The following is a 23,303-nucleotide window of genomic DNA, read 5'->3' on the forward strand; positions in this document are numbered from 1 at the left end:
GTCTCGAGGCGCTAGCATCATTGCATGTGGCATCGCTGGCGGTGCCATTGTTGGATGGGGCGCAGGTAAAGGCGGTTCGGCCGTTGGAGAGTCGTTAAGTACAATGCTTTACGAGATCCTTGACGATGAATGACATCTTTTTGCTGTGTGTGGCTGTCATATCAGCCGGCTTCCTGCTTGTTGGACACCTTCTCGCGCTTTACGCGGCCTATTTTGTCCTTCCCGAAATCGAGGAGCAGTTGTCTAACTGTAAGCTCATCACGGATGCCAAAGCTTTTTGGGGAGAGTACAGCCATCCCGGGAAGATGTACCGTTACTCGATGGCCAGCTTGGTGCTGACATCCCCCCGTCTTCTGCATAAGCATGGCTTGATTGATGTTGATCAAGCTAACAATCTTTCTTTGAGGCTTCGGCGATGGATATATATTCCGTCGCGGCTCGGTGGAACTGGCCTCGTCACATTGCTGACAGCCATGGCGCTTGCGGGAAGGCTCTGGTAACCACCTATCAACAGTTGATCAGCATTCCTTCAGCCGTCCGGATCACCGACGCGAGCATTTTTCAGGACGCCACCGTCGCCAGGACGGCTATATATCCATATCTAATTCCGCGTCAGAGCCCATCCGACAGACCGCCTTTTCATGCCAACCGCCAAAGCAGGCATAATACGGCGCCTGTAACCATTCGTTTCCCATTTGCCCACCCCGTCCACGTCAGGTGACCCTTTGACCGAGCCGCTGTCCGCTCGCATGCCCGTCACGCCTTTGCGCCCCTCGGCCTGTCCGGGGTTGTTGCGTATCGTCCCGGCGCTGGACGGTGGTATCTGCCGGATCAAGCTGCCGGGCGGGGTAATTTCGGCCATGCAGGCGTTCGCCGTGGCTGATGTCGCCGAGCGCTTCGCGGGTGGGGTGATCGAGGCGACCAATCGCGGAAATCTGCAGATTCGCGGCGTCGGGACGGACCATGATGGCTTGATTGCTACCCTGCTCGACGCCGGGCTGGGGCCGAAGAATCCGGCCAGCGATGACGTGCGCAATCTGATGCTCAGCCCCACTGCGGGTATCGACCCTTTGCAACTGCTGGACGCGCGTCCACTGGCGGCACAGATACTTCATTCGCTGGAGACTCACCCTCGTTTCCATGAGCTGTCGCCCAAATTCGCGGTGTCGCTGGATGCGGGCGAGGGCCTGGCGATGCTTGAACACCCCCACGACCTGTGGCTGTCGGCGTTGAACGTGAACGGGGAAACACTGTTGGGTTTCGGCCTGGCAGGTTGTGCTGCCACCGAGTCGCCGCTGGCGGCCGTAACACCGGAAACGGGCCACGATCTGGTGGTGGCGGTGCTGGAGCTGTTCCTTGAGCATGCCCGGCCCGAGCAGACCCGCATGCGTCACCTGCTGCAGGAAATGCCCGTCACGTACTTCCTGGAACAACTCTCGAAGCGTTTGCGGCATCCCCTGCGACTTGATCAGAAAATAACCACAAAGCGTCGTTCGCCGATTCAGCCCAACGCTCACATCGGGCGTTATCCACAACGGCAACCCGGCTTGACCTCGGTCGGCGGTGTCGTGCCTTTGGGGCGACTGAGTCCGTCCATGTTGCGCCGCGTTGCAACGCTCTCGGTTGAACGGGGCGATGGTTCGCTGGCGATGACTCCTTGGCAAAGCGTGATGCTGCGCAACGTCACTCAGGATCAGTCCGAATTTGCGCTGGAGGGGCTGCGCGGTGCGGGTTTGTTGTGCGATGCCGAGCAGGCGCTGTCGCAGTTGATCGCCTGCACCGGCTCTGCCGCCTGTGGCAAAGGCCTGTCCGACACCAAGGCCGATGCACTGCAACTGGCCGCGCACCTGCAACAGCAGGGCGTCAGCCAGGCCGTACACCTTTCCGGTTGCAGCCGATCCTGCGCCGCTGCCCACGTTGCGCCGATCACTTTGCTGGCGGTTTGCGCTGGCCGTTATGACTTGTATTTTCGCCACGCAGATCAGCCGGGATTCGGCGAGTTGCGCGGGCGTGACCTCACTATTGAAGCAGTCGGTGCGTTGTTGACCGCCGACTCACGGAGCAACACCGATGATTGATTACATCCGCGACGGCCAGGAGATCTATCGCAACTCCTTCGCGATCATTCGTGCCGAAGCCCGGCTCGACTCCATCCCGGCCGACCTGGAAAAACTCGCCGTTCGGGTGATTCATGCCTGCGGCATGGTCGATGCGGTCGAGGACCTGCGTTTCTCGCCGGGCGCCGGGACTGCGGGACGTCAGGCGCTGGCCGCCGGGGCGCCGATTCTGTGTGACGCGCACATGGTGGCCGAAGGCGTGACCCGCGCCCGCCTGCCAGCGAACAATCAGGTGATCTGCACGCTGAAGAACGAAGGCGTTCCCGAACTGGCACGCGAGCTGGGCAACACCCGCTCCGCCGCCGCGCTGGAGCTATGGCGTCCGCATCTGGAAGGCGCAGTGGTGGTCATCGGCAATGCGCCGACCGCGCTGTTCTACCTGCTGGAAATGATCGATGCCGGCGCGCCGAAACCTGCATTGATTCTGGGCTTTCCGGTTGGCTTCGTCGGCGCTGCCGAATCCAAGGACATGCTCGCTGCTGACAGCCGCGGCGTGCCATACGTAATCATGCAGGGACGTCGTGGCGGCAGCGCCATGGCCGCCGCCGCGGTCAACGCCCTCGCCGCGGAGATCGAATGATGCACGCTCGCGGTCGATTGATTGGCCTGGGCGTCGGCCCCGGTGATCCCGAGCTGATCACCGTCAAGGCGCTGCGTCTGCTGCGCGAGTCGCCGGTGGTGGCGTACTTCGTTGCCAAGGGCAAGAAGGGCAACGCATTCGGCATCATCGAAGCGCACCTGCAGGAAGCGCAGACGCTGATGCCGCTGGTGTATCCGGTGACCACCGAAGCGTTGCCGGTGCCGATGTCCTACGAGCAGATCATCAGCGACTTTTATGACAGCGCCAGCCTCGATGTCGCCGCGCACCTGGATGCCGGTCGCGATGTCGCAGTGATCTGCGAAGGCGACCCGTTCTTCTACGGTTCGTACATGTATTTGCACGATCGCCTGGCCGAGCGCTACGAAGCTGAAGTGGTGCCGGGCGTCTGTTCGATGCTCGGCGGCGCCTCAGTGTTGGGCGCGCCTCTGGTATATCGCAATCAGAGCCTGTCGGTGTTGTCGGGCGTGCTGTCGGCCGATGAACTCAAGCGCAAACTGGTGAACGCCGACGCGGCGGTCATCATGAAGCTGGGCCGCAACCTGCCGAAAGTGCGGCAAGTGCTAGTCGACACCGGTCTGGCCGAACGTGCGCTGTACGTCGAGCGCGCGACGATGAGTAATCAGAAGATCGTGCCGCTGGCGGAAGTCGATCCGATGTCGTCGCCGTATTTCTCGTTGATCATCGTTCCCGGCGAAAGGTGGCAAGGCTGATGGGCGCTTCGAACACCAAGGCCCCGGCCATCGTCATTCTCGGCAAGGGCGCGCTGAGCACGGCGCGACGGATTCAACAGCTGTACCCGGATGCGCTGATTCATGGGCTGGCCGAGCGCGTTGAAGGCGTTGACCGCAGCTATACCGAGTTCGGCGCGACGTTGCGTGGCCTGTATCAACAAGACACGCCGATCATCGCGTTGTGTGCGGCGGGCATTGTCATTCGCACGCTTGCGCCGGTGTTGCTGGAGAAGGGTGCCGAGCCGCCGGTGCTGGCGGTGGCCGAAGATGGCAGCGCCGTGGTGCCGCTGCTGGGTGGGTTGGGCGGCGTCAACGTCATGGCTCGCGAAATTGCGGCGGGCCTGAAGACCACTGCTGCCATCACCACCAGCGGCGAGCTGCGCTTTGGCACCTGCCTGCTCAATCCTCCGGCCGGTTATGCCTTGGGCGATCTGGAGCTGGGCAAGCGTTTCGTGTCCGATTTGCTGTCAGGCGAAAGCGTGCGCATCGAAGGCGCGGCACCTTGGTTGGCGCAAGCGCAGTTGCCAGAAGACGATCATGCCCAGTTGGCAATTCATGTCGGTTATGCCGAGCGCGAGGCTTCTGCGAACGAACTGTTGATCTACCCGCGCAATGTGCTGGTGGCGGTCGATGCGGGCATTGAGAATCTGGCTGACGTTGTTAGAGCGACGCTGCACCATTCACGCATCGCACTGCAATCGCTGGCCTGTCTGTTGGCGAGCGAAGTGCACATGGCCAATTCGACGCTGCACATGGCGGCGCAGGAGTTGGGTGTGCCGCTGCGCTTTACTCAAGCAGCGTCGGCGAGTGACATGGCGCGACAGGCCTTGCCGCAGTTGCTGCCGCCGATCACGCCGCGCGACGGGATAGCCATTGCCGTCGCGCCGCAACCGCTGGACATCGAACACATCGGTCGAACAAGAGGGCGGCTGGCGGTTATCGGCCTCGGTCCGGGTGCTGCCGAGTTCATGATCCCGGCAGTCAAGGCCGAACTGGCGCGGGCCAATGATGTACTGGGTTACGAAACCTACGTGCGCATGGCCGGCCCGTTTCGTGCCGATCAGGTGCTGCATTGCACCGACAACCGCGAAGAAATGCAACGCGCCCGCCACGCTTTCGAACTGGCGGCTCAGGGGCGTTCGGTAGTGGTGGTTTCGTCGGGCGATCCAGGCGTGTTCGCCATGGCGGCGGCCGTGCTGGAAGCGCTGCACGAGTCCGACGATCCGCAATGGCATTCAGTCGATCTGGAAATCCTGCCGGGCGTCTCGGCCTCGCTGGCCACGGCGGCACAAGCCGGCGCGCCGCTAGGCCACGACTTCTGCGTGATGTCCCTGTCGGACAACCTCAAACCATGGGACATCATCGAAAAGCGTCTGGACTTGGCCTGCCAGGCCGATCTTGCGCTGGCGTTCTACAACCCGATCTCTCGCTCTCGTCCGTGGCAACTCGGACGAGCACTGGAAATAGTGCGTCAGCACCGCACCCCTCAAACTCCGGTGACGCTGGGGCGGGACATCGGTCGTCCGGGGCAGACCTTGCGTGTCATCACATTGGGTGAACTGACCCCGGAGCAGGTGGACATGCGCACGATGGTGTTGGTCGGCTCTTCGCTGACCGCCACAGTTCCCCGCTCCGAGGGACGACACTGGGTCTATACGCCGCGTTGGTATGGCGCTAAACCCGCCTCCTGATTCACTGACCCGAATGGAGGGAGCCTCGGAATCCCTCCGTGTGTGCGTAGGAATGCGCCTCTGTCAGGCGAGAGTTGACGCCTGGATCCTGTGGAACTGTCAGCTGATCACGGGTAAATCTTTTCCCTGTTCCTGACCCGTAAATGTCAGCTTCATCCCTCAAGCGCTCGCATCCCTTGCCGCACAAGCACTGCGAACATGAGCACGCATTTGCATACCTTTCTTTCAGCTACCGAATCTTGTCCGCATGTAAGTAAGTCGTCTGATCGCGAGCTGTCGGGGTGCGCTAGGGTACCGGTGTCCATGACGGACGATTTTTTAAAAGGACTTAGCAATGAACAACGAAGCATTCATGAAACATCTGGCCGATGTCCCTTCCCTGGACTCGATTCTTCCCGCAGACACTGCTCGCAACTTGCAGTTGAACACCGCTGAGCCCGCCAGTGCCGCAGTGACGGGTCAAGCCCTGATCGGCTTCGTCGAAGGCATGAGCCAACAGGCGCGCGAAGACGTTCTGGATACGGTGACCTACGCGACGCTGGCTGCCGACAAGCGCTACGACGTGGTTACCCAGAATGGCGAATGGTACAAGACCTTCCGCGGCGCGATGACCAAAGCCCTGAACTGGACACCACAGGATATTGCCTACATCAGTCACTCCAACCGTGAGCGGGTATTGACCATGGATCAGGTCGGCCTGCAGCTCATCGCTTCTACGATTGCCGCCGCCGGAACGGGTGGCGCGGCGGGACCGTTGATGCTGCAAGTGGCTCAGGACGCCATCGAGGCCTTGAGAGGTCAGGACGAACCTGCCCGCCTGTTCAACAGCCGGACAAAGAAACCAGGTGGCGCGCGGTTCCTCGTCGGCGGGTGTAACGAAAGTGCTGATGGCGTCATCGTGCTGGCGGTCGGTGCCGTTGAGGTCAAAAGCAGAGTCAACGTAACCAACGTCCTGTTCGTCAACTGGAACTCGCTGGCCGTCGACCTGAACCGAAGCGCGGACGTCTTCGTATTTCACCAATCGCTCTATGCACAACGTCGCGACCGAGTTCGTAGAGCGCTGCTGAATTCGTCCGACGCTGCCTTGATGGAATTCCCGATTTAAGGAGTTCAGGCCGCGTACGCTGTCGCGGCCTTCTTTTACAGGAGTTAGCCTGATGAATCAGGAAGCCGTGGAAACTTACTTGAACGATGGGCTGCTGATGGTCTTCGTTGCGCCTGTGGACCCGAGCCTCAGGCGCGATGTCATGGACTGTAGCCTGTATACGCAGTTGGCAGCGGCCAGGCAGTTCAGCAAATTCACCGATTATCGCGATTGGCAGACCACCTTGATCAAAGCCTTGGCAGCATTTGGATGGCTTAGACTCGACCTTGCCGACAAGCAGGGTACGAGCGGTGAAACTCTTGCTATCGCCGAGGTGTTGTCCGAGTTACTGCCTGATGCACTCAGCGATTGGCGCGGCGAGAGACTGGATAACCTTCTCGCATCGTTGTTCCAGGCTCCTGGCAATGATGTCGCGGCGGCGATCATCGAACGCTGCGTTGAAGTAACTGCCCCCCAGACCGACACCCGTAATGCGATACAGGCCCACGCTGAACCTCTAAGTTCAGTCGTGCTTCAGATCGGTTTCGTTCTGCCAACCCGCGAGATGGTACTGCTGTGCGTGGCCTTTGAAACGTTGGAAACCGTCGATGCGAATCCATTCGCTCAGCGCCTGATGAACAGCCAGTTGGCAGGCGATTTCAGGGCATTTGCGTTCGTCGGCGTGCTGGACGATCTGAGATATTCACCGTTTCGGCAGCGAATCGATAAGGCGCTGGCGGAGAAGCGCGCGGCGCTTTGCTTTCCTTGCAAGGCATTCCCCGTCACGGCAGAACAATCGTGAACAAGGCAACCGGCGCTATTGTCGGCTCCAGTCTGGTGTCTCTATACGATGGGATCGGCAGGCAAGACCGCGAAGATATCCTCGATTGCCTGTCGCATGCTCACGCTTTCGCCAGTCGATATCACGATCAGCGGGACGACTATTCCAACTGGATGTTCCGCTACCGTACTCGGCTTGAAAACCGCGGCTGCATACTCGTTAACCCGATCCTCCACACGCCCCAGGTGATCTTTCAGGCCTCGGATCTGGACGCCGTGACCTTCGACATCATCGATTCAGCGGGATCGCGGGCGCTCGCGGATCTAGCCGGTGCCTCTTGGCGTTCCTTGAAAGTCAGCGGCCACGCAAAGCGGTTTTTCAGAAACGGCTCGCGTGACGGCGAGCTGGGACGCTTTCAGATGGTGCCGTGCGTGAGCGATTCGAACGGCGATGTATTGCTATTGATCTGCGCCATTCGCCTGACCGAAAGCGTGGATACCCGAGACTTCGATTTCTGGACCGATACCCGGCGGGAAATGCTCCTGCGCATCAGCGGCGGTGTTTATCGCTTCGACCGAGCGGTCTATGCCGGCTATCGAACGTTGATCCGAACGCAATTGAACAGCAATGCCGATCGGGCGATCGAGCAATTTCCTATCTGATGGCTATGGCACCAGATAGCCCTTGATGCCGGTGAAGATGATCTGTGCAGCCAGTGCGCAGACGAACAGGCCCATCAGACGGCTGACGATCTGCAGGCCTTGATCGCCCAGAATGCGCTCGATGCTGTTAGACAGGAAAAGCACCACACCCACGGTGAAGCTGGCCAGGGCAATGCTGACGATGGCGGTCAGCTTGTCGTCCCAATGGGGCTGACTGACCCCCATGACCAACAGGGCACCAATAGTGCCGGGGCCGACGGTGATTGGAATGGTCAGAGGCACGATGGCCACATCCTGCTGCACGTTGTCGGTCTGAACGCCCGATTTACCCTGCGCCATGCCCAGCGCCGAGATGAACAGTACGCTGCCGGCACCGATACGAAAGGCGTCGGCAGTGATGCCGAAAACCCCGAAGATCACCCGGCCGAACAGATACAGCAAGACGCTGGATACCAGTGTGGCGAAGGCAATCTTCCACGCCAGATAACGACGTTCCTTGCGCGAGTAGCCGCGACTCAGGCTGATGAAACACGACAGGACGAAGAACGGGCTGTAAAGCACCAGCATCTTCAGATAAACGCTGAACAGCACATGAAGCATGGTTTGAGCTCGTGGCGGCAGACTCGGACGGGGGAAGTCTATCAGGCGCCGCCGAGGAGGGAGGTTCAGTTTTGCTGATAGCGATCCTGATCATCGCTGTGGACATCGATCTGAGTGCGAGCACGTTGCTCGACCCAGTACTCGACCAGCTCACGCAGCTGCGACAGCTCGACCGGTTTGGACATGTGCCCGTCCATGCCTGACTGGCGAGCGCGGTCCTTGTGTTCAGCCAGGATATGCGCGGTCAATGCCACCACCGGCGTACGAGTCCGCTGATTGCCGACTTCCCAGGCGCGCAACTGCTGGGTGGCCGAAAAACCGTCGAGGATCGGCATTTCGCAGTCCATCAACACCAGATCGTAGCGCTGTGCTTTCATCGCTCGCAGTGCCTCTTCGCCATTGCTGGCAGTGTCCGGTTGCAGGTTGAGCTTGCCCAGCATGCCGCGAATCACTTTGGTGGAAATGCTGTTGTCTTCGGCCACCAGAATGCGGAAGTCGCTGGGAACGTCGACTTCGCCGAGGACGGTTGGAGCCGGAGGAAACTGCGCTTGCCCCTTGTTGCGTTGGTTCAGCTCGTCTGCCAGCGTGGTCTTCAAGGTGTAGCCCGCCACGGGTTTGGCCAGGATGCGTTTGACCCCTGCGTTACGTGCGATGACCTTGCTCGGCGCATTGCTGATGCCGGTGAGCATGATCAGCAGAATGTCGTGATTGAGGCTGGGGTCTTCCTTGATCTTGGCGGCCAATTGCATGCCGGTCATGCCTGGCATGTTCTGGTCGAGCAAGACGATGTCGAAGTAGTCGCGCAAATGCGCTTTTGTGCGCAGCAGGGCCAAGGCTTCTTTGCCAGAGGGCACGGCGCTGACATTCAGGCCCCAGGCGCTGCACTGCTGGACCAGCACTTTGCGGCAGGTGTCGTTGTCGTCCACCACCAGGACCCTTGCGCCCTTGAGCGGGCTGTCGAGGTCCGACGGCGGCTGCTCCAGGCGCTCCGGGTCCAGTGGCAGGCTGAGCCACAGGGTACTGCCCTGATTGCTGCCGCTCTGAATGCCGAACTCGCCGTTCATCAACAGAATCAGTTGCCGGGCGATGACCAGCCCCAGGTGACCGCCTACCTTGCTGGCTGCCAGGAAATTCTTGCTGTGCAGCTCGGCGTGCAGCAGGGCGTCACGCTCTTTGGCGGTCAGCGGCGTGCCACTGTCTTGAACGGCAATTCTCAGGCGCGGTTTGCCGCCCCGCGAATCAAGCGCCACGACCAGCAGAATCTCGCCCTCGTCGGTCTTTTTCAATGCGTTTTCCAGCAGACTCAGCAGCGTCTGACGCAGTCGGGTCGGATCGCCGCTGATCACGCGCGGCACCTGGGGCTGGAGGAAGCTGATTAGCTCGACGCTCTGCTGTTCGGCCTTGGCGCGGAAGATACTCAGGCAATCTTCGATCATCGCGTTGAGGTCGAACTGCACGTCATCCAGCTCGATCTGGCCGGACTCCAGCTTGGTGATATCGAGGATCTCGTTGATCAAGGTCAGCAGTTCGTTGCCCGCGCTGTGGATCGTTTGTACGTAGTCGCGCTGCTTGACTGATAGCGGCGTGCCCAGCAGCAGTTCGGTCATGCCCAGCACGCCGTTCATGGGTGTGCGGATTTCGTGGCTGATCTTGGCCAGGAACTCGGCTTTGGCGTTGATCTCGGCGGTGCTCGCTGCCAGTTCGCGGCTGACGCTGAAGTTGTCTTCGGTGATGCTGCGATGGCGCTCGCTCAGGGCGATGCTCATCAGCAGTCCGCACACGCAGAACATGGCCAACACCGCGATGATCAGCGATTGCGCGGCTATCGTAGTCAGCCAGAGCAGCGCCGGCAAAACCACCAGATTGCCCAGGTTAAACACGATCATCGCGATGACGAACGGCCGCGCCGGGGCATAACCCTTTTGCAGGTGATAGATCGACACCAGGGTAATGGTCAGCGTAGTGAGGGCCACCAGCAGGAACGTCAGGACGTTCAGCGGCAGGGTGTCGACGAACAGCACCAACAGTCCGCCAAAGCCGACGATCAGCAACACGCCCATCAACAGGCGATCGAGTGTTTCGGCGCCTCGCTGAATGAAGAAGCAATAGGCGTACATCAGCCCGGTCGCCGCAGCCATCAACAATGCCAGGTGGGCGCTCGGCGTCTGCGCCAGATGCCAGCGTGACAGCCACGGTGCTTGCAGATTCAACAGCAACAGCGCGCTGAGCCCAAGGCATGCCTCGCACGCCGCCAGCCACAGGCTGCTGGCCGAGCGGGACTGAGCGTAACGCGTGATGTTCTGCACGATCAGCATGAACAGCGAGCCGAAGAACAACCCCAGCAGCAGCGGACGACGCTCATCGGCGGCGCTGGAAACGGCGGATTCCAGTGAAATGTTCGGCCGCAATTCCTGCTCGGATTTCAGGCGCAGATAAAGGTCCAGCGGCCGTTCGGATTGCGGAACGGGCAACAGGAAATCCACGGAAGGCAAAGGTTGCGCGGATCGTGGGACTTTATTGCCGGAGCGCGAATGATCGATCAGCGATTCGCCATCGAGCACGTACAGGTCCGCGGTCGCCAGGTCCGGGGCGAAGATGCGTATTAGCTGTTCGTGATCAGTCGGGGCGAGGCGATAGTGCAACCACAAAGCGGAGTCGCGATCAGTGGCGCGAACCTTGTCGAGTTCGACAGGGCTGAATTGAGTGTCGTAGTGGGGTGAGCGAATGTCGCTGAGTTGCAGGTTGGCCTGATCGTCGACAAGAGTCGACCATCCTGCACTGACCTCGGCGGATGCCGTGGGCACACAGAGCGGGGTCATCATGGCGATGATCAAACAAGTGGCAATCCTGAGCCAGCGCACGGCGAAATCCCTTCGTGAATGTAGCCAGTAACTCTGGTGCGGCTCCGGATGATCGGACAGTCGCTGATGCTAAAGCGACTGTCCGGATCCAGACTTACTCCAGATGTTCGCCGCGTTCCCGGGCAATGGCGCGATAGCCAATGTCCTTGCGGTAGAAACAACCTTCCCAATCAATCGTTGCAGCCAGTTCATACGCCTGTTTCTGCGCATCGCCGACGGTGTCACCCAATGCGGTCGCACACAGAACGCGGCCGCCGGAAGTGACCACCTGACCATCCTTCAATGCCGTACCAGCGTGAAACACTTTGCCCGGCAGCGCTGCTGCGGCGTCCAGGCCGTTGATCGCCGCGCCCTTGGCGTAATCGCCAGGATAGCCGCCAGCGGCCAGTACGATGCCAAGGCTGGGACGCGGATCCCATTGAGCTTCGATTTTGTCCAGCGCTTGCGCCAAAGCGGCCTCGACCAGCAAGACCAGGCTCGATTGTAGACGCAGCATCACCGGTTGGGTTTCCGGATCACCGAAACGGCAGTTGAACTCGATGACCTTGGGGTTGCCCGCCTTGTCGATCATGAGACCAGCATAGAGGAAGCCGGTGTAAACGTTGCCTTCGTCCGCCATGCCTCTGACGGTCGGCCATATCACCTGGTCCATCACGCGCTGATGCACGTCGGCGGTGACTACGGGGGCGGGGGAGTAAGCGCCCATGCCGCCGGTGTTCGGCCCGCTGTCGCCGTCGCCGACACGTTTGTGATCCTGGCTGGTAGCCATGGGCAGCACGTTCTTGCCGTCGACCATGACGATGAAGCTGGCTTCTTCGCCATCCAGGAACTCTTCGATCACCACGCGCGAACCGGCATCACCGAAAGCATTGCCCGCGAGCATGTCGCGCACGGCTTCTTCGGCTTCCTGCAGGGTCATGGCGACGATCACGCCTTTACCAGCTGCCAGGCCGTCGGCCTTGATTACGATCGGAGCGCCTTTTTCGCGCAGGTAAGCCAGCGCAGGTTCGATCTCGGTGAAGTTCTGGTAGTCGGCAGTCGGGATCTTGTGACGCGCCAGGAAATCCTTGGTGAAGGCCTTGGAGCCTTCCAGCTGCGCCGCGCCCTTGGTCGGACCGAAGCAATCCAGGCCCCGGGAGCGGAACAGGTCGACCACACCGGCCACCAGCGGCACTTCAGGGCCGACGATGGTCAACGCGACGTTGTTCTCGGCGAAGTCGGCCAGTTGCTCCAGCGCCAGCACGTCGATGTCGACGTTCTCGCACTTGGCTTCGATGGCAGTCCCGGCGTTGCCCGGCGCAACGAAGACCTTCTGCACACGAGGGTCCTGCGCGACTTTCCAGGCCAGGGCATGTTCACGGCCACCGCTGCCGATGATGAGTACGTTCATTTCAAAAACCTCGATGACGCTAATTCTGTGGGGTGTCAAACCTGACGCTGATCGTTCCCACGCTCTGCGTGGAAATGCCCTACTGGACGCTTTGTGTCCGCTGTTGGTGGGCGCGAAGCATCCGGGGCTGCGTGCCCACGCAGAGCGTGGGAACGATCAGGTTTGTCAGCCGGCCGCGCGAGTCAGTGCGGCCGTTGTCTCGTTAGTGACGGAAGTGGCGCATACCGGTAAATACCATCGCAATGCCTGCTTCGTCCGCCGCTGCGATCACTTCGTTGTCACGCATCGAGCCGCCTGGCTGGATCACTGCGGTGATGCCGACCTTGGCCGCGTTGTCGATGCCGTCGCGGAACGGGAAGAACGCGTCGGAGGCCATGACCGCTCCTTGTACCTGCAGACCAGCATGTTCGGCCTTGATGGCGGCAATGCGCGCCGAGTTCACGCGGCTCATCTGGCCCGCGCCGACACCGATGGTCTGGCGATTCTTTGCGTAGACGATGGCATTGGATTTGACGTATTTGGCCACTTTCCAGGCGAAGATCAGGTCGTTGATTTCCTGCTCGCTCGGCGCGCGCTTGGTCACCACTTTCAGGTCATCGGCGGTGATCATGCCGATGTCACGGCTCTGCACCAACAACCCGCCGTTGACGCGTTTGTAGTCCCATGCCGGTGCGCGGTCGGCAGCCCACTGGCCGCTGGTCAGCAAGCGTACGTTGGCTTTGTTGGCGACGATGGCCTGAGCTTCGGCGCTGACGCTTGGAGCGATGATCACTTCAACGAACTGACGCTCGACGATCGCCTTGGCAGTCTCGGCATCCAGCTCACGGTTAAAGGCAATGATGCCGCCAAAGGCCGACTCGCTGTCGGTGGCGTAAGCCAGTTCGTAGGCCTGACGAATGCCGCCCTCGGCGTCCGGACTGACCGCGACGCCGCACGGGTTGGCATGTTTGACGATGACGCAGGCTGGCTTGACGAAGCTTTTGACGCATTCAAGCGCAGCGTCGGTATCAGCCACGTTGTTGTAGGACAGTTCCTTGCCTTGCAGCTGGATCGCGGTGGCGATGCCCACTTCGGTCGGTTTGGTTTCAACGTAGAACGCCGCGCTCTGATGCGGGTTCTCGCCGTAGCGCATTTCCTGCGCCTTGATGAACTGGGTGTTGAAGGTGCGCGGGAATTCGCTGCGGCCTTCGGTAGAGAGGGTTTCTGCGCTCTGATCGACGCTGCCCAGGTAGTTGGCGATCATGCCGTCGTAGGCTGCGGTGTGTTCGAAGGCCTTGAGCATCAGGTCGAAACGCTGAGCGTAGGTCAGGCCCCCGGCCTTGAGGCTTTCGAGCACTTGGCCGTAGTCGCTGGCATTGACCACGATAGCCACGTCTTTATGGTTTTTCGCAGCCGAACGGACCATGGTCGGGCCGCCGATGTCGATGTTTTCGATGGCGGTCGGAAGGTCGCAACCTGGCTTGGAGACAGTGGCTTCGAACGGGTAGAGGTTCACCGCAACCAGATCGATCGGCTTGATGCCATGCTCGGCCATGATGGCGTCGTCGGTGCCGCGACGGCCAAGGATGCCACCGTGGATTTTTGGGTGCAGGGTCTTGACCCGGCCATCCATCATTTCCGCAAAGCCCGTGTAATCCGCGACTTCTACCGCTGCGACGCCGTTGTCCTTGAGCAGCTTGAACGTGCCACCGGTGGAGAGAATCTCGACGCCCAGGGCTTCGAGTTCACGGGCGAATTCAAGGATCCCGGTCTTGTCGGAAACGCTGATCAAGGCGCGGCGGATCGGCAGGCGGGTAGTCTGGTCGGTCATCTCAACTTCCATCAAAAGGTTCGGCAAAAAAAACGACCGCAGGAACTGAGGTCGCTTTGTTTGGGGATGCTTACAGCAGATCGTACTGCTTGAGTTTCTTGCGCAACGTGCCACGGTTCAGACCCAGCAGCTCGGAGGCTTTGGTCTGATTACCCTTGACGTAGTTCATCACGCACTCGAGCAACGGAGCCTCGACTTCCGAGAGCACCAGGTTGTAGACATCAGTGACGGCGGCACCTTCAAGATGAGCGAAATAATTGTGCAGCGCCTTTTCGACGCTTCCGCGCAGGGTCTGACCCTCTTCGCTCGGCGTATTGAGGTGCTGTTTCAAATTGACGTTGTCGCTCACGGGTGTTGTTCCACTCACTAAAGTCTCTGTCATCATCGTCATGCGGCCACCTCTTGTTCGTTCCCTGCTTCCGGGCTTTTATCGCGTTCGGCAAAGAACTCCCGAACGTTGGCGCACTGTGCTTCCGTATCTTCCAAACGATTGAACTGGGCGCGAAACTCCCTGGCGCCCGGCAAGGTTGCGAGATACCAGCCGACGTGTTTACGGGCAATCCGCACGCCCATCACGTCGCCATAGAACGTGTGAAGCGCGGCCAGATGCTCTAGCAGAATGCGTTCCACTTCACCCAGCGCCAGCGCGGGAAGTTTTTCCCCGGTGCGCAGGTAGTGTTCTATCTCGCGAAAAATCCATGGGCGCCCTTGGGCGGCCCGACCAATCAACAGCCCATCGGCTCCGGTCGCATCCAGGACGCGCCGGGCCTTTTCCGGTGAATCGATGTCGCCATTGGCAAACACCGGAATCGACACCGCCTGTTTTATCGCGGCGATCGTGTCGTACTCGGCTTCGCCGGTGTAGAGGTCCGCACGGGTTCGCCCATGCACCGCCAGCGCCTGAATGCCCGCTTGCTCGGCGATTCTGGCGACCGTCAGACCATTCTTGTTCGCCCGGTCCCAGCCGGTTCGAATCTTCAGGGTGACCGGTACCTCGACTGCCGCGACCACTGCGTGCAGGATTTCGGTCACCAACTGCTCATCTTTCAACAGCGCAGAACCGGCAGCCTTGTTGCAGACCTTTTTTGCCGGACAGCCCATGTTGATATCGATGATCTGCGCGCCAAGTTCGACGTTGGCGCGTGCCGCATCCGCCAGCATCTGCGGATCTCCACCGGCGATCTGTACCGAGCGTGGCTCGGGATCACCTTCATGAATCATGCGAAGCCGCGATTTGCGACTGTTCCACAGGCTCATGTCACTGGTGACCATTTCCGAGACCACCAGGCCCGCGCCGAGTTGGCGACAGAGCTGCCGGAAGGGCTGGTCAGTGACGCCCGCCATGGGGGCGAGGATCAAGCCGTTCTGCAATGTATAGGGGCCGATGCGTACCGCCGACATAGGGTGACCTGTTGTGGGGCCGAATCACGAAGCCTGGTCCGAAAAGTGCTTTGGCAGCAATTCAGACGGGACCCAGAGTATGAAAAAGGGTGGGCATGATACCCGCTCTCGATGACTGGATAAAGGCTGAATTGGATAAAATCTGAACAGTTACTTTCTTATCGCCAACGGTTAGGTGCCGGTTCTCGTTGTCATAAAAATGTCGGCAGGCTTCTGATAGCTCTGTGCCGCATTTCAGTGCGGACGGGAGGCGCGCGAGGGCACTTTATTCGGTCAGGACGATGTCAGAGTTTACTCCGGGGAGCGGAAACTCAAACTGTAATTCACCGCCTTGGGACCTGGGTCGAGGATGTCCAGGGCAATGTGAATAGGTGTCTGTGGCGGCATTTCCTCCTTGCCCGCCAGTTCTCCGCTCAGATACTCGCCGGGTTTGAACCGACGACTGGCAATCAACTGACCATTGGTATCGGCAAAACGCAGCTCCAGCAGCGGGAATGGTTGGGCAAACGAGGCGCGGTTGTAGATGATCGCGTCGACCACCAGTGCGCCCTGAAACTCGGGATGGCTGCGCACCACCAGATTGCTGCTTTTCAGCAGTTTTATGTCGACCTTCGAAGGCACTTTGCAGCCGACCTGTGGGCAGATGTCCTGAAACCAGGAGCGGTACTGATCCTGGCGCGCCAGTTCGTCGAAGTGGTACCAGACGTACTGCCCCGCCAGACCGGCAAGTGCGATCAGCGCCAACAGTATCCAGAGCAGGCGTCGCCCCCAGCGCGGCTTGGGTTTCTGCCAGGCGAGTTGCAGAGGGTCATCGGTCAGATCAAGCAGTGCCTGGTCGCGCAGGCCGGGTTCGTTGCGCGCGCGCTTGCCGTTCGTCTTGGGCGGCTCGTCTTCTTCGTCATCGTCGTGGTGGTGCCGAGCACGATCCGCATCGCCGTCCAGTGCCGAGAAGCGTTCGGATGAAGACCGCTCCTGCGGTTCGGCATCGGCGTGCATGCGGTCCGCAGCATGCGGCTCGTTGTCCAGATCAGCCGGTGCCATGGAAAACGATGGCTCAGTGCGGTGGTCGTCATGCTCGATTTCATCGCTGGCCAACGGCTCGATCAGCGAATCGGGTTCATCATGTTCGTCATGCTCTTCGATGACTTCGGCGTGGAGTTCCGGCAGCTGGCTGACGTCGTCGTGGCTCAGGCCGGCATCCCAGCGCTCGGCGGTGACCTCGGGCTCGTCACGACGGGCACTGAAAGACTCGACCTCATCGTGGTCAATGGCGTGGCTGGCACGGCCGAAGGATTCGGGCAGTTGGATTTCCCGCTGCTCAAGGCGTGCGAGTTCGATATCGAGGTCGTCCAGGTCGAGGCTGTCCAGATCGACAGTTCGATCCTTGTGCTTGACTGGCAGTGGCGCCGGCTGCGTGATCGCTACTGTCCGTGGCTCGACCGTCTCGACTTTCGGTGCGGCGGGCTCGGGGCTCGTCCGAGGCGTGACAACCGGCTCGGCGGACTTGGTCCCGGCGCTTTGTTCCAACAGTTGTTTCGCGGCATTGAACACTTGCAGGCAGGAGCCGCAGCGAACCATGCCTCGAGCGATGCTCAACTGAGCATGGCTGACGCGGAAACTGGTCTGGCAGTGAGGGCACTGAGTGACGAAGCTGTCGGTCATGCGAGTATCCGGGGGTTAGCGAGCGCCTAAAGGTGTGTGATCAGTGGCTTCAGCGACGACGACCGGTGATTCGTACCCAGCCCTCACGGTTGGCGATCGGGTCCAGATCGAAGGCGTCGGCGTAAGCTGCCGCTACTTCTTCGCCTTGTTCGGCAAGAATGCCGGACAACGCCAGGCGTCCACCGGGTTTGACCAGGCTTGCCAGCTGGGGTGCCAGCGAAACCAGTGGCCCAGCCAGAATATTAGCCACCAAAACGTCGGCTGGCTCTTTCGGCAGATCTTCGGGCAGGTAGAGCGGGAATTTCTCGGCCGGGACATTGTTGCGCCCGGCATTGTCGCGGGAGGCTTCCAGCGCCTGCACGTCGATGTCGGTGCCGACTGCGTGTCTGGCCCCCAACAGCAGCGCGGCAATGGCGAGGATGCCCGACCCGCAGCCGAAGTCCAGCACATCGCAGCCGCTCAGGTCCTGACCGTCCAGCCATTCCAGGCACAGAGCGGTTGTCGGGTGGGTGCCGGTGCCGAACGCCAGCCCCGGATCGAGCAGCAGATTGACCGCGTCCGGCTCGGGTGCTGCGTGCCAGCTCGGTACGATCCACAGGCGCTGGCCGAAGCGCATCGGCTGGAAGTTGTCCATCCAGCTGCGTTCCCAGTCCTGATCTTCAATGACTTCGTGGGTGTGCTCAGGCAGTTCGGCGCCGGTCAGCAACTTCAGGTGAGCCAGCACCTGATCGGCATCGGTATTGGCCTCGAACAGCGCGAGCAAGTGCGTGTGCGACCACAGTGGCGTGGTGTTCAGTTCAGGTTCGAAAATGGGCTGATCTTCGGCGTCCATGAAGGTCACGGACACGGCGCCGACTTCGAGAAGCGCGTCTTCGTAGGTTTCGGCTTGTTCTGGGCTGATGGCGAGACGGACTTGCAGCCAAGGCATGGCGGATTACCTTCGAATTGAAAAATGACAGGCGGCACAGCGCCGCGAAAGACCGGCAAGTTTACGGGTTCGGGAAGAAACAACAAAGAGGGTGTGGGCACGCACGTCGCTTTTGAATCTGGCCGAAGGCCGTCAAGGGGGCTGCTGATCATCGGCCGTATGAATGCCTCCTGTGGGAGTGAGCAAGCTCACTCCCACAGTTAATTCGTCATCGCCCCATGAATTCCAGGCTGCGCTGTCGAGTTTTGCAAACTCAAGAAACAACAAAGCCGCTCGAAAGCGGCCTTGTTGATCTATCTCACAACCGGGCTGATCAGTGCTTCTCTTCGGCCAGTTTGTGTTCCAGGTAGTGGATGTTGACGCCGCCTTCGCAGAAGCCTTCATCGCGGGTCAGATCACGGTGCAGCGGGATGTTGGTCTTGATCCCGTCGACCACGATTTCGTCCAGGGCATTGCGCATGCGTGCCATGGCTTCGTCGCGGGTTGCGCCCCAGGTGATCAGCTTGCCGATCAGCGAGTCGTAGTTGGACGGAACCTTGTAGCCGCTATACAGATGCGAATCGACGCGAACTCCATTGCCGCCTGGCGCGTGAAAATGCTTCACCAGGCCTGGGCTCGGAATGAAGGTCTTCGGGTCTTCCGCGTTGATCCGGCACTCGAGTGCGTGGCCGTGAATCTTCACGTCATCCTGGGTATACGACAGCTTGTTGCCAGCGGCGATGCTGAGCATCTCCTTGACGATATCGATACCGGTGACCATCTCCGAAACCGGGTGCTCCACCTGGACGCGGGTGTTCATCTCGATGAAGTAGAAACGGCCATTCTCGTAAAGGAACTCGAATGTACCGGCACCACGATAGCCGATGTCGATGCAAGCGTTGACGCAGCTTGCGAACACAGCCTGACGTGCTTCTTCGTCGATGAACGGCGCCGGCGCTTCTTCCAGAACCTTCTGGTGACGGCGCTGCAGGGAGCAGTCGCGGTCGCCCAAATGGATGGCATTGCCCTGGCCGTCGGAAATGACCTGGACTTCCACGTGGCGTGGGTTGGTCAGGTATTTCTCCAGATACACCATCGGGTTGCTGAACCACGCAGCCGCTTCAGCGCGGGTCTGCTTGGCCGCTTCGATCAGGTCTTCTTCCTTGTGCACGACGCGCATGCCGCGACCACCACCGCCGCCAGCGGCCTTGATGATCACTGGATAGCCAACTTCGCGGCCAATGCGCAGCGCGGTTTCTTCGTCTTCCGGCAGCGGGCCGTCGGAACCAGGAACGGTTGGTACGCTGGCGCGCTTCATGGCGTCCTTGGCGGAAACCTTGTCGCCCATCAGGCGGATGGTTTCAGCCTTGGGGCCGATGAACGCGAAACCGGATTTCTCCACCTGTTCGGCAAAGTCTGCGTTTTCCGCAAGAAAACCATAGCCTGGGTGAATGGCCGTGGCGCCGGTCAGTTCGGCAGCCGAAATGATGGCGGGAATGTTCAGGTACGACAGGTTGGCCGGCGCCGGACCGATGCAGACGGTCTCGTCTGCCAGGCCCAGGTGCATCAGCTCACGGTCTGCCGTGGAATGTACCGCAACGGTCTTGATACCCAGTTCTTTACAGGCACGCAAGATACGCAAGGCGATTTCGCCGCGGTTGGCGATCAGGACTTTTTCCAACATCGCAGGCTCTCCCCGGTTCAAACGATGGTGAACAGCGGCTGGTCATACTCAACCGGCTGACCGTTTTCTACCAGGATGGATTCGATCACACCGCTGACTTCAGCTTCGATGTGGTTCATCATTTTCATCGCTTCAACGATGCAGATGGTGTCGCCTTTCTTGACGGTCTTGCCGACTTCGACGAACGCTGGCGAACCAGGCGCCGGAGTGCGGTAGAAGGTACCGACCATTGGCGATTTGATGACAGTGCCGTTGAGTTTAGGTGCCGATGGCGCCTCTGCGGCTGCAACCGGGGCAGCGGCTGGAGCGGGTGCCGCGGCTGGCGCTGCGACAGGAGCTGGCGCGTAGTACTGCTGTGCTGGAGTCTTGCTGTGACGGCTGATCCGTACGGATTCTTCGCCCTCACGGATTTCCAGTTCGTCGATGCCGGACTCTTCCAGCAATTCGATCAGTTTCTTGACTTTACGGATATCCATTAATCATCAACTCCCAAAGGACGGTCAGGGGTATTTGGTAGCCGGTTCAGGCCGTGTGGCTCAGTGCGAAACTGCGCCGTTCACGCCTTCGAACGGGTGGCCAGTTGTTCCAGGGCAGCCTCCAGGGCCAGTCGGTAACCGCTGGCGCCAAGGCCGCAGATCACGCCTACAGCGACATCTGAAAAGTAGGAGTGATGGCGGAAAGGTTCGCGCTTGTGCACGTTCGACAGGTGCACTTCGATGAATGGGATGCTCACTCCCAGCAACGCGTCACGTATTGCGACACTTGTGTGAGTAAAAGCAGCCGGATTGATCAGAATGAAGTCCACGCCCTCATCACGCGCAGCGTGGATGCGGTCGATCAGCTCGTACTCGGCATTGCTTTGCAGATACATCAGATGGTGACCGGCTTCGCGCGCACGCTTTTCCAGGTCCTGGTTGATATCGGCCAACGTGATCGAGCCATAGATCCCCGGTTCGCGGGTGCCGAGCAGGTTCAGGTTAGGTCCGTGAAGAACCAGAAAAGTCGCCATCGTGTGTTCCTTGTTTTGTGCCCTGTCGACGCTCATACGCAGGTGCGAGCGGCTAATGCGCAGCGACTATGCCGGAAAGCGCAATAGACTGTCCAGTTACCGACAATATTCGGCACGATGACCGATGTTCGCGCAAAGTTTGTGACTAGCAGGCTAAATTTGGTCATTTGCTCTAGAAAGCCGCTCAGAGAGCGCTTCCACGTCGAGTTCGCCGACGACGCGCACATTTGTCAGCTCGTTCCCGTCTTTTCCGAAAAACAGCAAGGCGGGTGGGCCGAACAGTTTGTAATGATCCAGCAGGGCGCGCTGTTCGCCACTGCTGTCGGTCATGTCGAAGCGAATCAGACGAAAACCTTTGAGTTGACTGACAATTTTCGGATCGGGCAGCACTTCATGCTCGATCACCTTGCAGCTGATGCACCAGTCCGCGTACCAATCCACCAGCACCGGTTTTTTGCTGATTTTCGAGTCTGCGAGGATCTGATTCAGCTCGGCGACCTGTGTCACGGTCTGCCATTGCTGCGCTGATTTATCGCTGGATTCGCTGGCGATCTGCGCGGTTTGGGTTCGCCCCAGGGGACGAAGCGGATCGGTCTGGCCACTAAATGCGCCGTACCAGCAGGACAGAGCGTAGACCAGAAGAAACAGGCCGAGCAGTTGGACGAGACGGCCGCGAGTAGTCTTGACGCTGAATTCCAATGCGCCGAGGAATAGCGCGACCCCGGCCCACAACAGCCCGATCAGCAGCAGCGTGGCCTGGCCGGGAATCACCCGGCTGAGCAGACCGATCGCCAGCGCGAGTAGCAACACGCCGATAGCGTTTTTAACGGTGACCAGCCAGGGGCCGCTTTTTGGCAGCCAGGCCGCGCCGCCCGTGGCGACCAGTAGCAGTGGCGCGCCCATGCCCAGCCCCAGCGCGAATAGCTTCAGCGCGCCGCCCAGGGTGTCGCCGCTGGCACTTATATATAGCAGCGCACCGGCAAGCGGGGCGGATACGCACGGGGAAACCAACAGGCTCGATACCACCCCCAGCACCGCGGCGCCCCACAGCGATCCGCCTTGGGTGTTGCCTGCGATGCGATCGAGACGATCATTCAGCGCACGTGGCAGGCGCAGTTCGAACACCCCGAACATGGCGATGGCGAACACCACGAAGAACAGCGAAAACGGTACCAGCACCCACGCCGATTGCAGGCGTGCCTGCAGATTGAGGCTGGCGCCGAACATGCCCATCAGTGCGCCTAGAACTGCAAAGCAAATCGCCATCGGCAGTACGTAGGCCAGAGACAGCGAGAAGCCGCGCAACCCGCCAATTTGCCCGCGTAACACCACGCCGGAAAGAATCGGCAGCATGGGCAGAACGCAGGGGGTGAATGTCAGGCCGATGCCTGCGAGGAAAAACAGCGCCAGTTGTTTCCAACTGAAAGGTGTTTTGCTTTCCGAATTAGCGGGGGCGGGGGCGGGGGCGGTGCTCGTAACTTGAGACATTTGCGACCCGGTGCCTTCGATGCTCAGTCGTTGGGTTTCAGGCGGATAGCACAGGCCTTTGTCGGCGCAGCCCTGGTAGGTCACCACCAGAGTGAAAGGGCGGTTGTCATTGGTGTTGCGCGGCAGATTGATGTCAAGAATGCCGTGATAGACCTCGACATCGCCGAAATACTCATCGTGCTTCTTCTCGCCATCTGGCAACTGCGCCGCCCCCAAGCCGATATCGGCGGGTTCAGTGCGGAACTGGAAGCGGTGGCGATAGAGGTAATAGCCTTCGGCAGCAACGAACTCCAGTTTGATCGAGTCGGCGGGCGTGTCGATCAGGTTCAGTTGAAAAGCCTGGCGAACCGGCAGGAAGTCTTTGCTGTTGTCGAGTGCTGCGCCACCCAGTCCAGAGCTGCCGAGACCAGAACCACCCAATCCTGCGCTCGGCCGACTGTCCAACAGGCTTGCGCTGAAAGCGGGCAGGGCAAGGGTCAGCAATATCAGACAAAGCAGGCGGCGCATGGCGGTCTCGCATCACAAAAGTCCGCGCATGATAGCGCAGGGTTTGTGGGGATGCAGGTGAGCGTTGGTCCGTAGTGGCACGGCTTGCCGGCGGTGGCGTCCTTGAAAGCGCTACCGCCGGCAAGCCGTGCTGCTACAGGGTTGAGGCATCAAGAATCGCTGCAGCCAGCGAGCCGGACCGTTACGAAGGTGGTCGTGGAGGTTGTAGGTCCTTTCTGAATAAATCGTAGTCGGGCCAGATTCAACGCGTTGTTTACTGACAACGCCGCCATTCCAAATCAATGTTCCTCCCTTGAGCCTACACCTGAGGAAGGAAG

The 23,303-nt window shown here is 60.1% G+C and carries 20 protein-coding genes; 8 read left to right on the plus strand and 12 right to left on the minus strand.

Annotation, left to right across the window (positions count from 1 at the left end):
* Positions 1-125: 125 nt before the first annotated feature.
* From ACRER8_RS06935 to ACRER8_RS06970, 8 genes are all read left to right on the plus strand, one after another.
* Complete coding sequence (locus ACRER8_RS06935; protein ID WP_431745606.1) at positions 126-500, plus strand: hypothetical protein; 375 nt, start codon at positions 126-128, stop codon at positions 498-500.
* A gap of 225 nt (positions 501-725) precedes the next feature.
* Positions 726-2,078 carry a precorrin-3B synthase gene (gene cobG, locus ACRER8_RS06940; protein ID WP_431745607.1) on the plus strand — a complete coding sequence of 451 codons (1,353 nt, stop codon included), beginning with the start codon at positions 726-728 and terminating at the stop codon, positions 2,076-2,078.
* Positions 2,071-2,697, plus strand: a complete 627-nt coding sequence (locus ACRER8_RS06945; RefSeq protein WP_431745608.1) for a precorrin-8X methylmutase — start codon at positions 2,071-2,073, stop codon at positions 2,695-2,697. The genes cobG and ACRER8_RS06945 overlap by 8 nt, the downstream gene beginning before the upstream one ends.
* Positions 2,694-3,428 (plus strand): precorrin-2 C(20)-methyltransferase, encoded by a 735-nt coding sequence (locus ACRER8_RS06950; RefSeq protein WP_431745609.1) that lies wholly within the window; start codon positions 2,694-2,696, stop codon positions 3,426-3,428. Before ACRER8_RS06945 ends, ACRER8_RS06950 begins: the two co-directional genes overlap by 4 nt.
* Positions 3,428-5,140: a precorrin-3B C(17)-methyltransferase gene (gene cobJ, locus ACRER8_RS06955; RefSeq protein WP_431745610.1), complete on the plus strand. Its 1,713-nt coding sequence runs from the start codon at positions 3,428-3,430 to the stop codon at positions 5,138-5,140. Before ACRER8_RS06950 ends, cobJ begins: the two co-directional genes overlap by 1 nt.
* Positions 5,141-5,474: 334 nt before the next feature.
* Positions 5,475-6,245 carry a hypothetical protein gene (locus ACRER8_RS06960; protein WP_431745611.1) on the plus strand — a complete coding sequence of 257 codons (771 nt, stop codon included), beginning with the start codon at positions 5,475-5,477 and terminating at the stop codon, positions 6,243-6,245.
* 52 nt (positions 6,246-6,297) lie between these two features.
* The gene (locus ACRER8_RS06965) at positions 6,298-7,026 is read left to right on the plus strand and encodes a hypothetical protein (protein ID WP_431745612.1); all 729 of its coding nucleotides are present in this window, start codon (positions 6,298-6,300) and stop codon (positions 7,024-7,026) included.
* Positions 7,023-7,667: a hypothetical protein gene (locus tag ACRER8_RS06970; protein ID WP_431745613.1), complete on the plus strand. Its 645-nt coding sequence runs from the start codon at positions 7,023-7,025 to the stop codon at positions 7,665-7,667. Before ACRER8_RS06965 ends, ACRER8_RS06970 begins: the two co-directional genes overlap by 4 nt.
* A gap of 3 nt (positions 7,668-7,670) precedes the next feature.
* On the opposite strand, the gene ACRER8_RS06975 is transcribed toward ACRER8_RS06970, so the two are convergent.
* The 12 genes from ACRER8_RS06975 to ACRER8_RS07030 form a co-directional block, all read right to left on the minus strand.
* Positions 7,671-8,267 carry a MarC family protein gene (locus tag ACRER8_RS06975; protein ID WP_431745614.1) on the minus strand — a complete coding sequence of 199 codons (597 nt, stop codon included), beginning with the start codon at positions 8,265-8,267 and terminating at the stop codon, positions 7,671-7,673.
* Between the two features lie 65 nt (positions 8,268-8,332).
* Positions 8,333-11,128, minus strand: a complete 2,796-nt coding sequence (locus tag ACRER8_RS06980) for a response regulator (protein WP_431745615.1) — start codon at positions 11,126-11,128, stop codon at positions 8,333-8,335.
* Between the two features lie 94 nt (positions 11,129-11,222).
* A complete protein-coding gene (gene purD, locus ACRER8_RS06985) occupies positions 11,223-12,518 on the minus strand; it encodes a phosphoribosylamine--glycine ligase (protein ID WP_431745616.1) in 1,296 nt (431 codons plus the stop codon).
* A 202-nt stretch (positions 12,519-12,720) separates the two neighbouring features.
* Positions 12,721-14,328 carry a bifunctional phosphoribosylaminoimidazolecarboxamide formyltransferase/IMP cyclohydrolase gene (gene purH, locus ACRER8_RS06990; RefSeq protein WP_431745617.1) on the minus strand — a complete coding sequence of 536 codons (1,608 nt, stop codon included), beginning with the start codon at positions 14,326-14,328 and terminating at the stop codon, positions 12,721-12,723.
* 70 nt (positions 14,329-14,398) lie between these two features.
* Positions 14,399-14,719 (minus strand): DNA-binding transcriptional regulator Fis, encoded by a 321-nt coding sequence (fis, locus tag ACRER8_RS06995; RefSeq protein ID WP_007907419.1) that lies wholly within the window; start codon positions 14,717-14,719, stop codon positions 14,399-14,401.
* Entirely contained in the window at positions 14,716-15,729 is a 1,014-nt protein-coding gene (gene dusB / locus ACRER8_RS07000; protein WP_431745618.1) for a tRNA dihydrouridine synthase DusB, read from the minus strand. The genes fis and dusB overlap by 4 nt, the downstream gene beginning before the upstream one ends.
* A gap of 291 nt (positions 15,730-16,020) precedes the next feature.
* Positions 16,021-17,391 carry a DUF3426 domain-containing protein gene (locus ACRER8_RS07005; RefSeq protein WP_431745619.1) on the minus strand — a complete coding sequence of 457 codons (1,371 nt, stop codon included), beginning with the start codon at positions 17,389-17,391 and terminating at the stop codon, positions 16,021-16,023.
* Positions 17,392-17,440: 49 nt separating this feature from the next.
* Positions 17,441-18,319, minus strand: a complete 879-nt coding sequence (gene prmA / locus ACRER8_RS07010) for a 50S ribosomal protein L11 methyltransferase (protein ID WP_431745620.1) — start codon at positions 18,317-18,319, stop codon at positions 17,441-17,443.
* Between the two features lie 313 nt (positions 18,320-18,632).
* Complete coding sequence (gene accC, locus ACRER8_RS07015) at positions 18,633-19,982, minus strand: acetyl-CoA carboxylase biotin carboxylase subunit (RefSeq protein WP_431745621.1); 1,350 nt, start codon at positions 19,980-19,982, stop codon at positions 18,633-18,635.
* A gap of 17 nt (positions 19,983-19,999) precedes the next feature.
* The gene (accB, locus tag ACRER8_RS07020; protein WP_431745622.1) at positions 20,000-20,458 is read right to left on the minus strand and encodes an acetyl-CoA carboxylase biotin carboxyl carrier protein; all 459 of its coding nucleotides are present in this window, start codon (positions 20,456-20,458) and stop codon (positions 20,000-20,002) included.
* An 80-nt stretch (positions 20,459-20,538) separates the two neighbouring features.
* A complete protein-coding gene (gene aroQ / locus ACRER8_RS07025; RefSeq protein WP_074751988.1) occupies positions 20,539-20,991 on the minus strand; it encodes a type II 3-dehydroquinate dehydratase in 453 nt (150 codons plus the stop codon).
* Positions 20,992-21,144: 153 nt separating this feature from the next.
* Positions 21,145-22,986 (minus strand): protein-disulfide reductase DsbD, encoded by a 1,842-nt coding sequence (locus tag ACRER8_RS07030; RefSeq protein WP_431745623.1) that lies wholly within the window; start codon positions 22,984-22,986, stop codon positions 21,145-21,147.
* Positions 22,987-23,303: the final 317 nt, after the last annotated feature.

It is taken from the genome of Pseudomonas sp., from assembly GCF_050739935.1.
Taxonomy (GTDB): Bacteria; Pseudomonadota; Gammaproteobacteria; order Pseudomonadales; family Pseudomonadaceae; genus Aquipseudomonas.

What these genes read in the sequence shown, in the direction of transcription:
- ACRER8_RS06935 (WP_431745606.1), top strand. Translation starts at nt 126, where the DNA reads ATGAATGACATCTTTTTGCTGTGTGTGGCTGTCATATCAGCCGGCTTC.
- ACRER8_RS06945 (WP_431745608.1), top strand. Translation starts at nt 2,071, where the DNA reads ATGATTGATTACATCCGCGACGGCCAGGAGATCTATCGCAACTCCTTC.
- ACRER8_RS06950 (WP_431745609.1), top strand. Translation starts at nt 2,694, where the DNA reads ATGATGCACGCTCGCGGTCGATTGATTGGCCTGGGCGTCGGCCCCGGT.
- cobJ (WP_431745610.1), top strand. Translation starts at nt 3,428, where the DNA reads ATGGGCGCTTCGAACACCAAGGCCCCGGCCATCGTCATTCTCGGCAAG.
- ACRER8_RS06960 (WP_431745611.1), top strand. Translation starts at nt 5,475, where the DNA reads ATGAACAACGAAGCATTCATGAAACATCTGGCCGATGTCCCTTCCCTG.
- ACRER8_RS06965 (WP_431745612.1), top strand. Translation starts at nt 6,298, where the DNA reads ATGAATCAGGAAGCCGTGGAAACTTACTTGAACGATGGGCTGCTGATG.
- ACRER8_RS06975 (WP_431745614.1), bottom strand. Translation starts at nt 8,267, where the DNA reads ATGCTTCATGTGCTGTTCAGCGTTTATCTGAAGATGCTGGTGCTTTAC.
- purD (WP_431745616.1), bottom strand. Translation starts at nt 12,518, where the DNA reads ATGAACGTACTCATCATCGGCAGCGGTGGCCGTGAACATGCCCTGGCC.
- purH (WP_431745617.1), bottom strand. Translation starts at nt 14,328, where the DNA reads ATGACCGACCAGACTACCCGCCTGCCGATCCGCCGCGCCTTGATCAGC.
- fis (WP_007907419.1), bottom strand. Translation starts at nt 14,719, where the DNA reads ATGACGATGATGACAGAGACTTTAGTGAGTGGAACAACACCCGTGAGC.
- dusB (WP_431745618.1), bottom strand. Translation starts at nt 15,729, where the DNA reads ATGTCGGCGGTACGCATCGGCCCCTATACATTGCAGAACGGCTTGATC.
- ACRER8_RS07005 (WP_431745619.1), bottom strand. Translation starts at nt 17,391, where the DNA reads ATGACCGACAGCTTCGTCACTCAGTGCCCTCACTGCCAGACCAGTTTC.
- prmA (WP_431745620.1), bottom strand. Translation starts at nt 18,319, where the DNA reads ATGCCTTGGCTGCAAGTCCGTCTCGCCATCAGCCCAGAACAAGCCGAA.
- accC (WP_431745621.1), bottom strand. Translation starts at nt 19,982, where the DNA reads ATGTTGGAAAAAGTCCTGATCGCCAACCGCGGCGAAATCGCCTTGCGT.
- accB (WP_431745622.1), bottom strand. Translation starts at nt 20,458, where the DNA reads ATGGATATCCGTAAAGTCAAGAAACTGATCGAATTGCTGGAAGAGTCC.
- aroQ (WP_074751988.1), bottom strand. Translation starts at nt 20,991, where the DNA reads ATGGCGACTTTTCTGGTTCTTCACGGACCTAACCTGAACCTGCTCGGC.
- ACRER8_RS07030 (WP_431745623.1), bottom strand. Translation starts at nt 22,986, where the DNA reads ATGCGCCGCCTGCTTTGTCTGATATTGCTGACCCTTGCCCTGCCCGCT.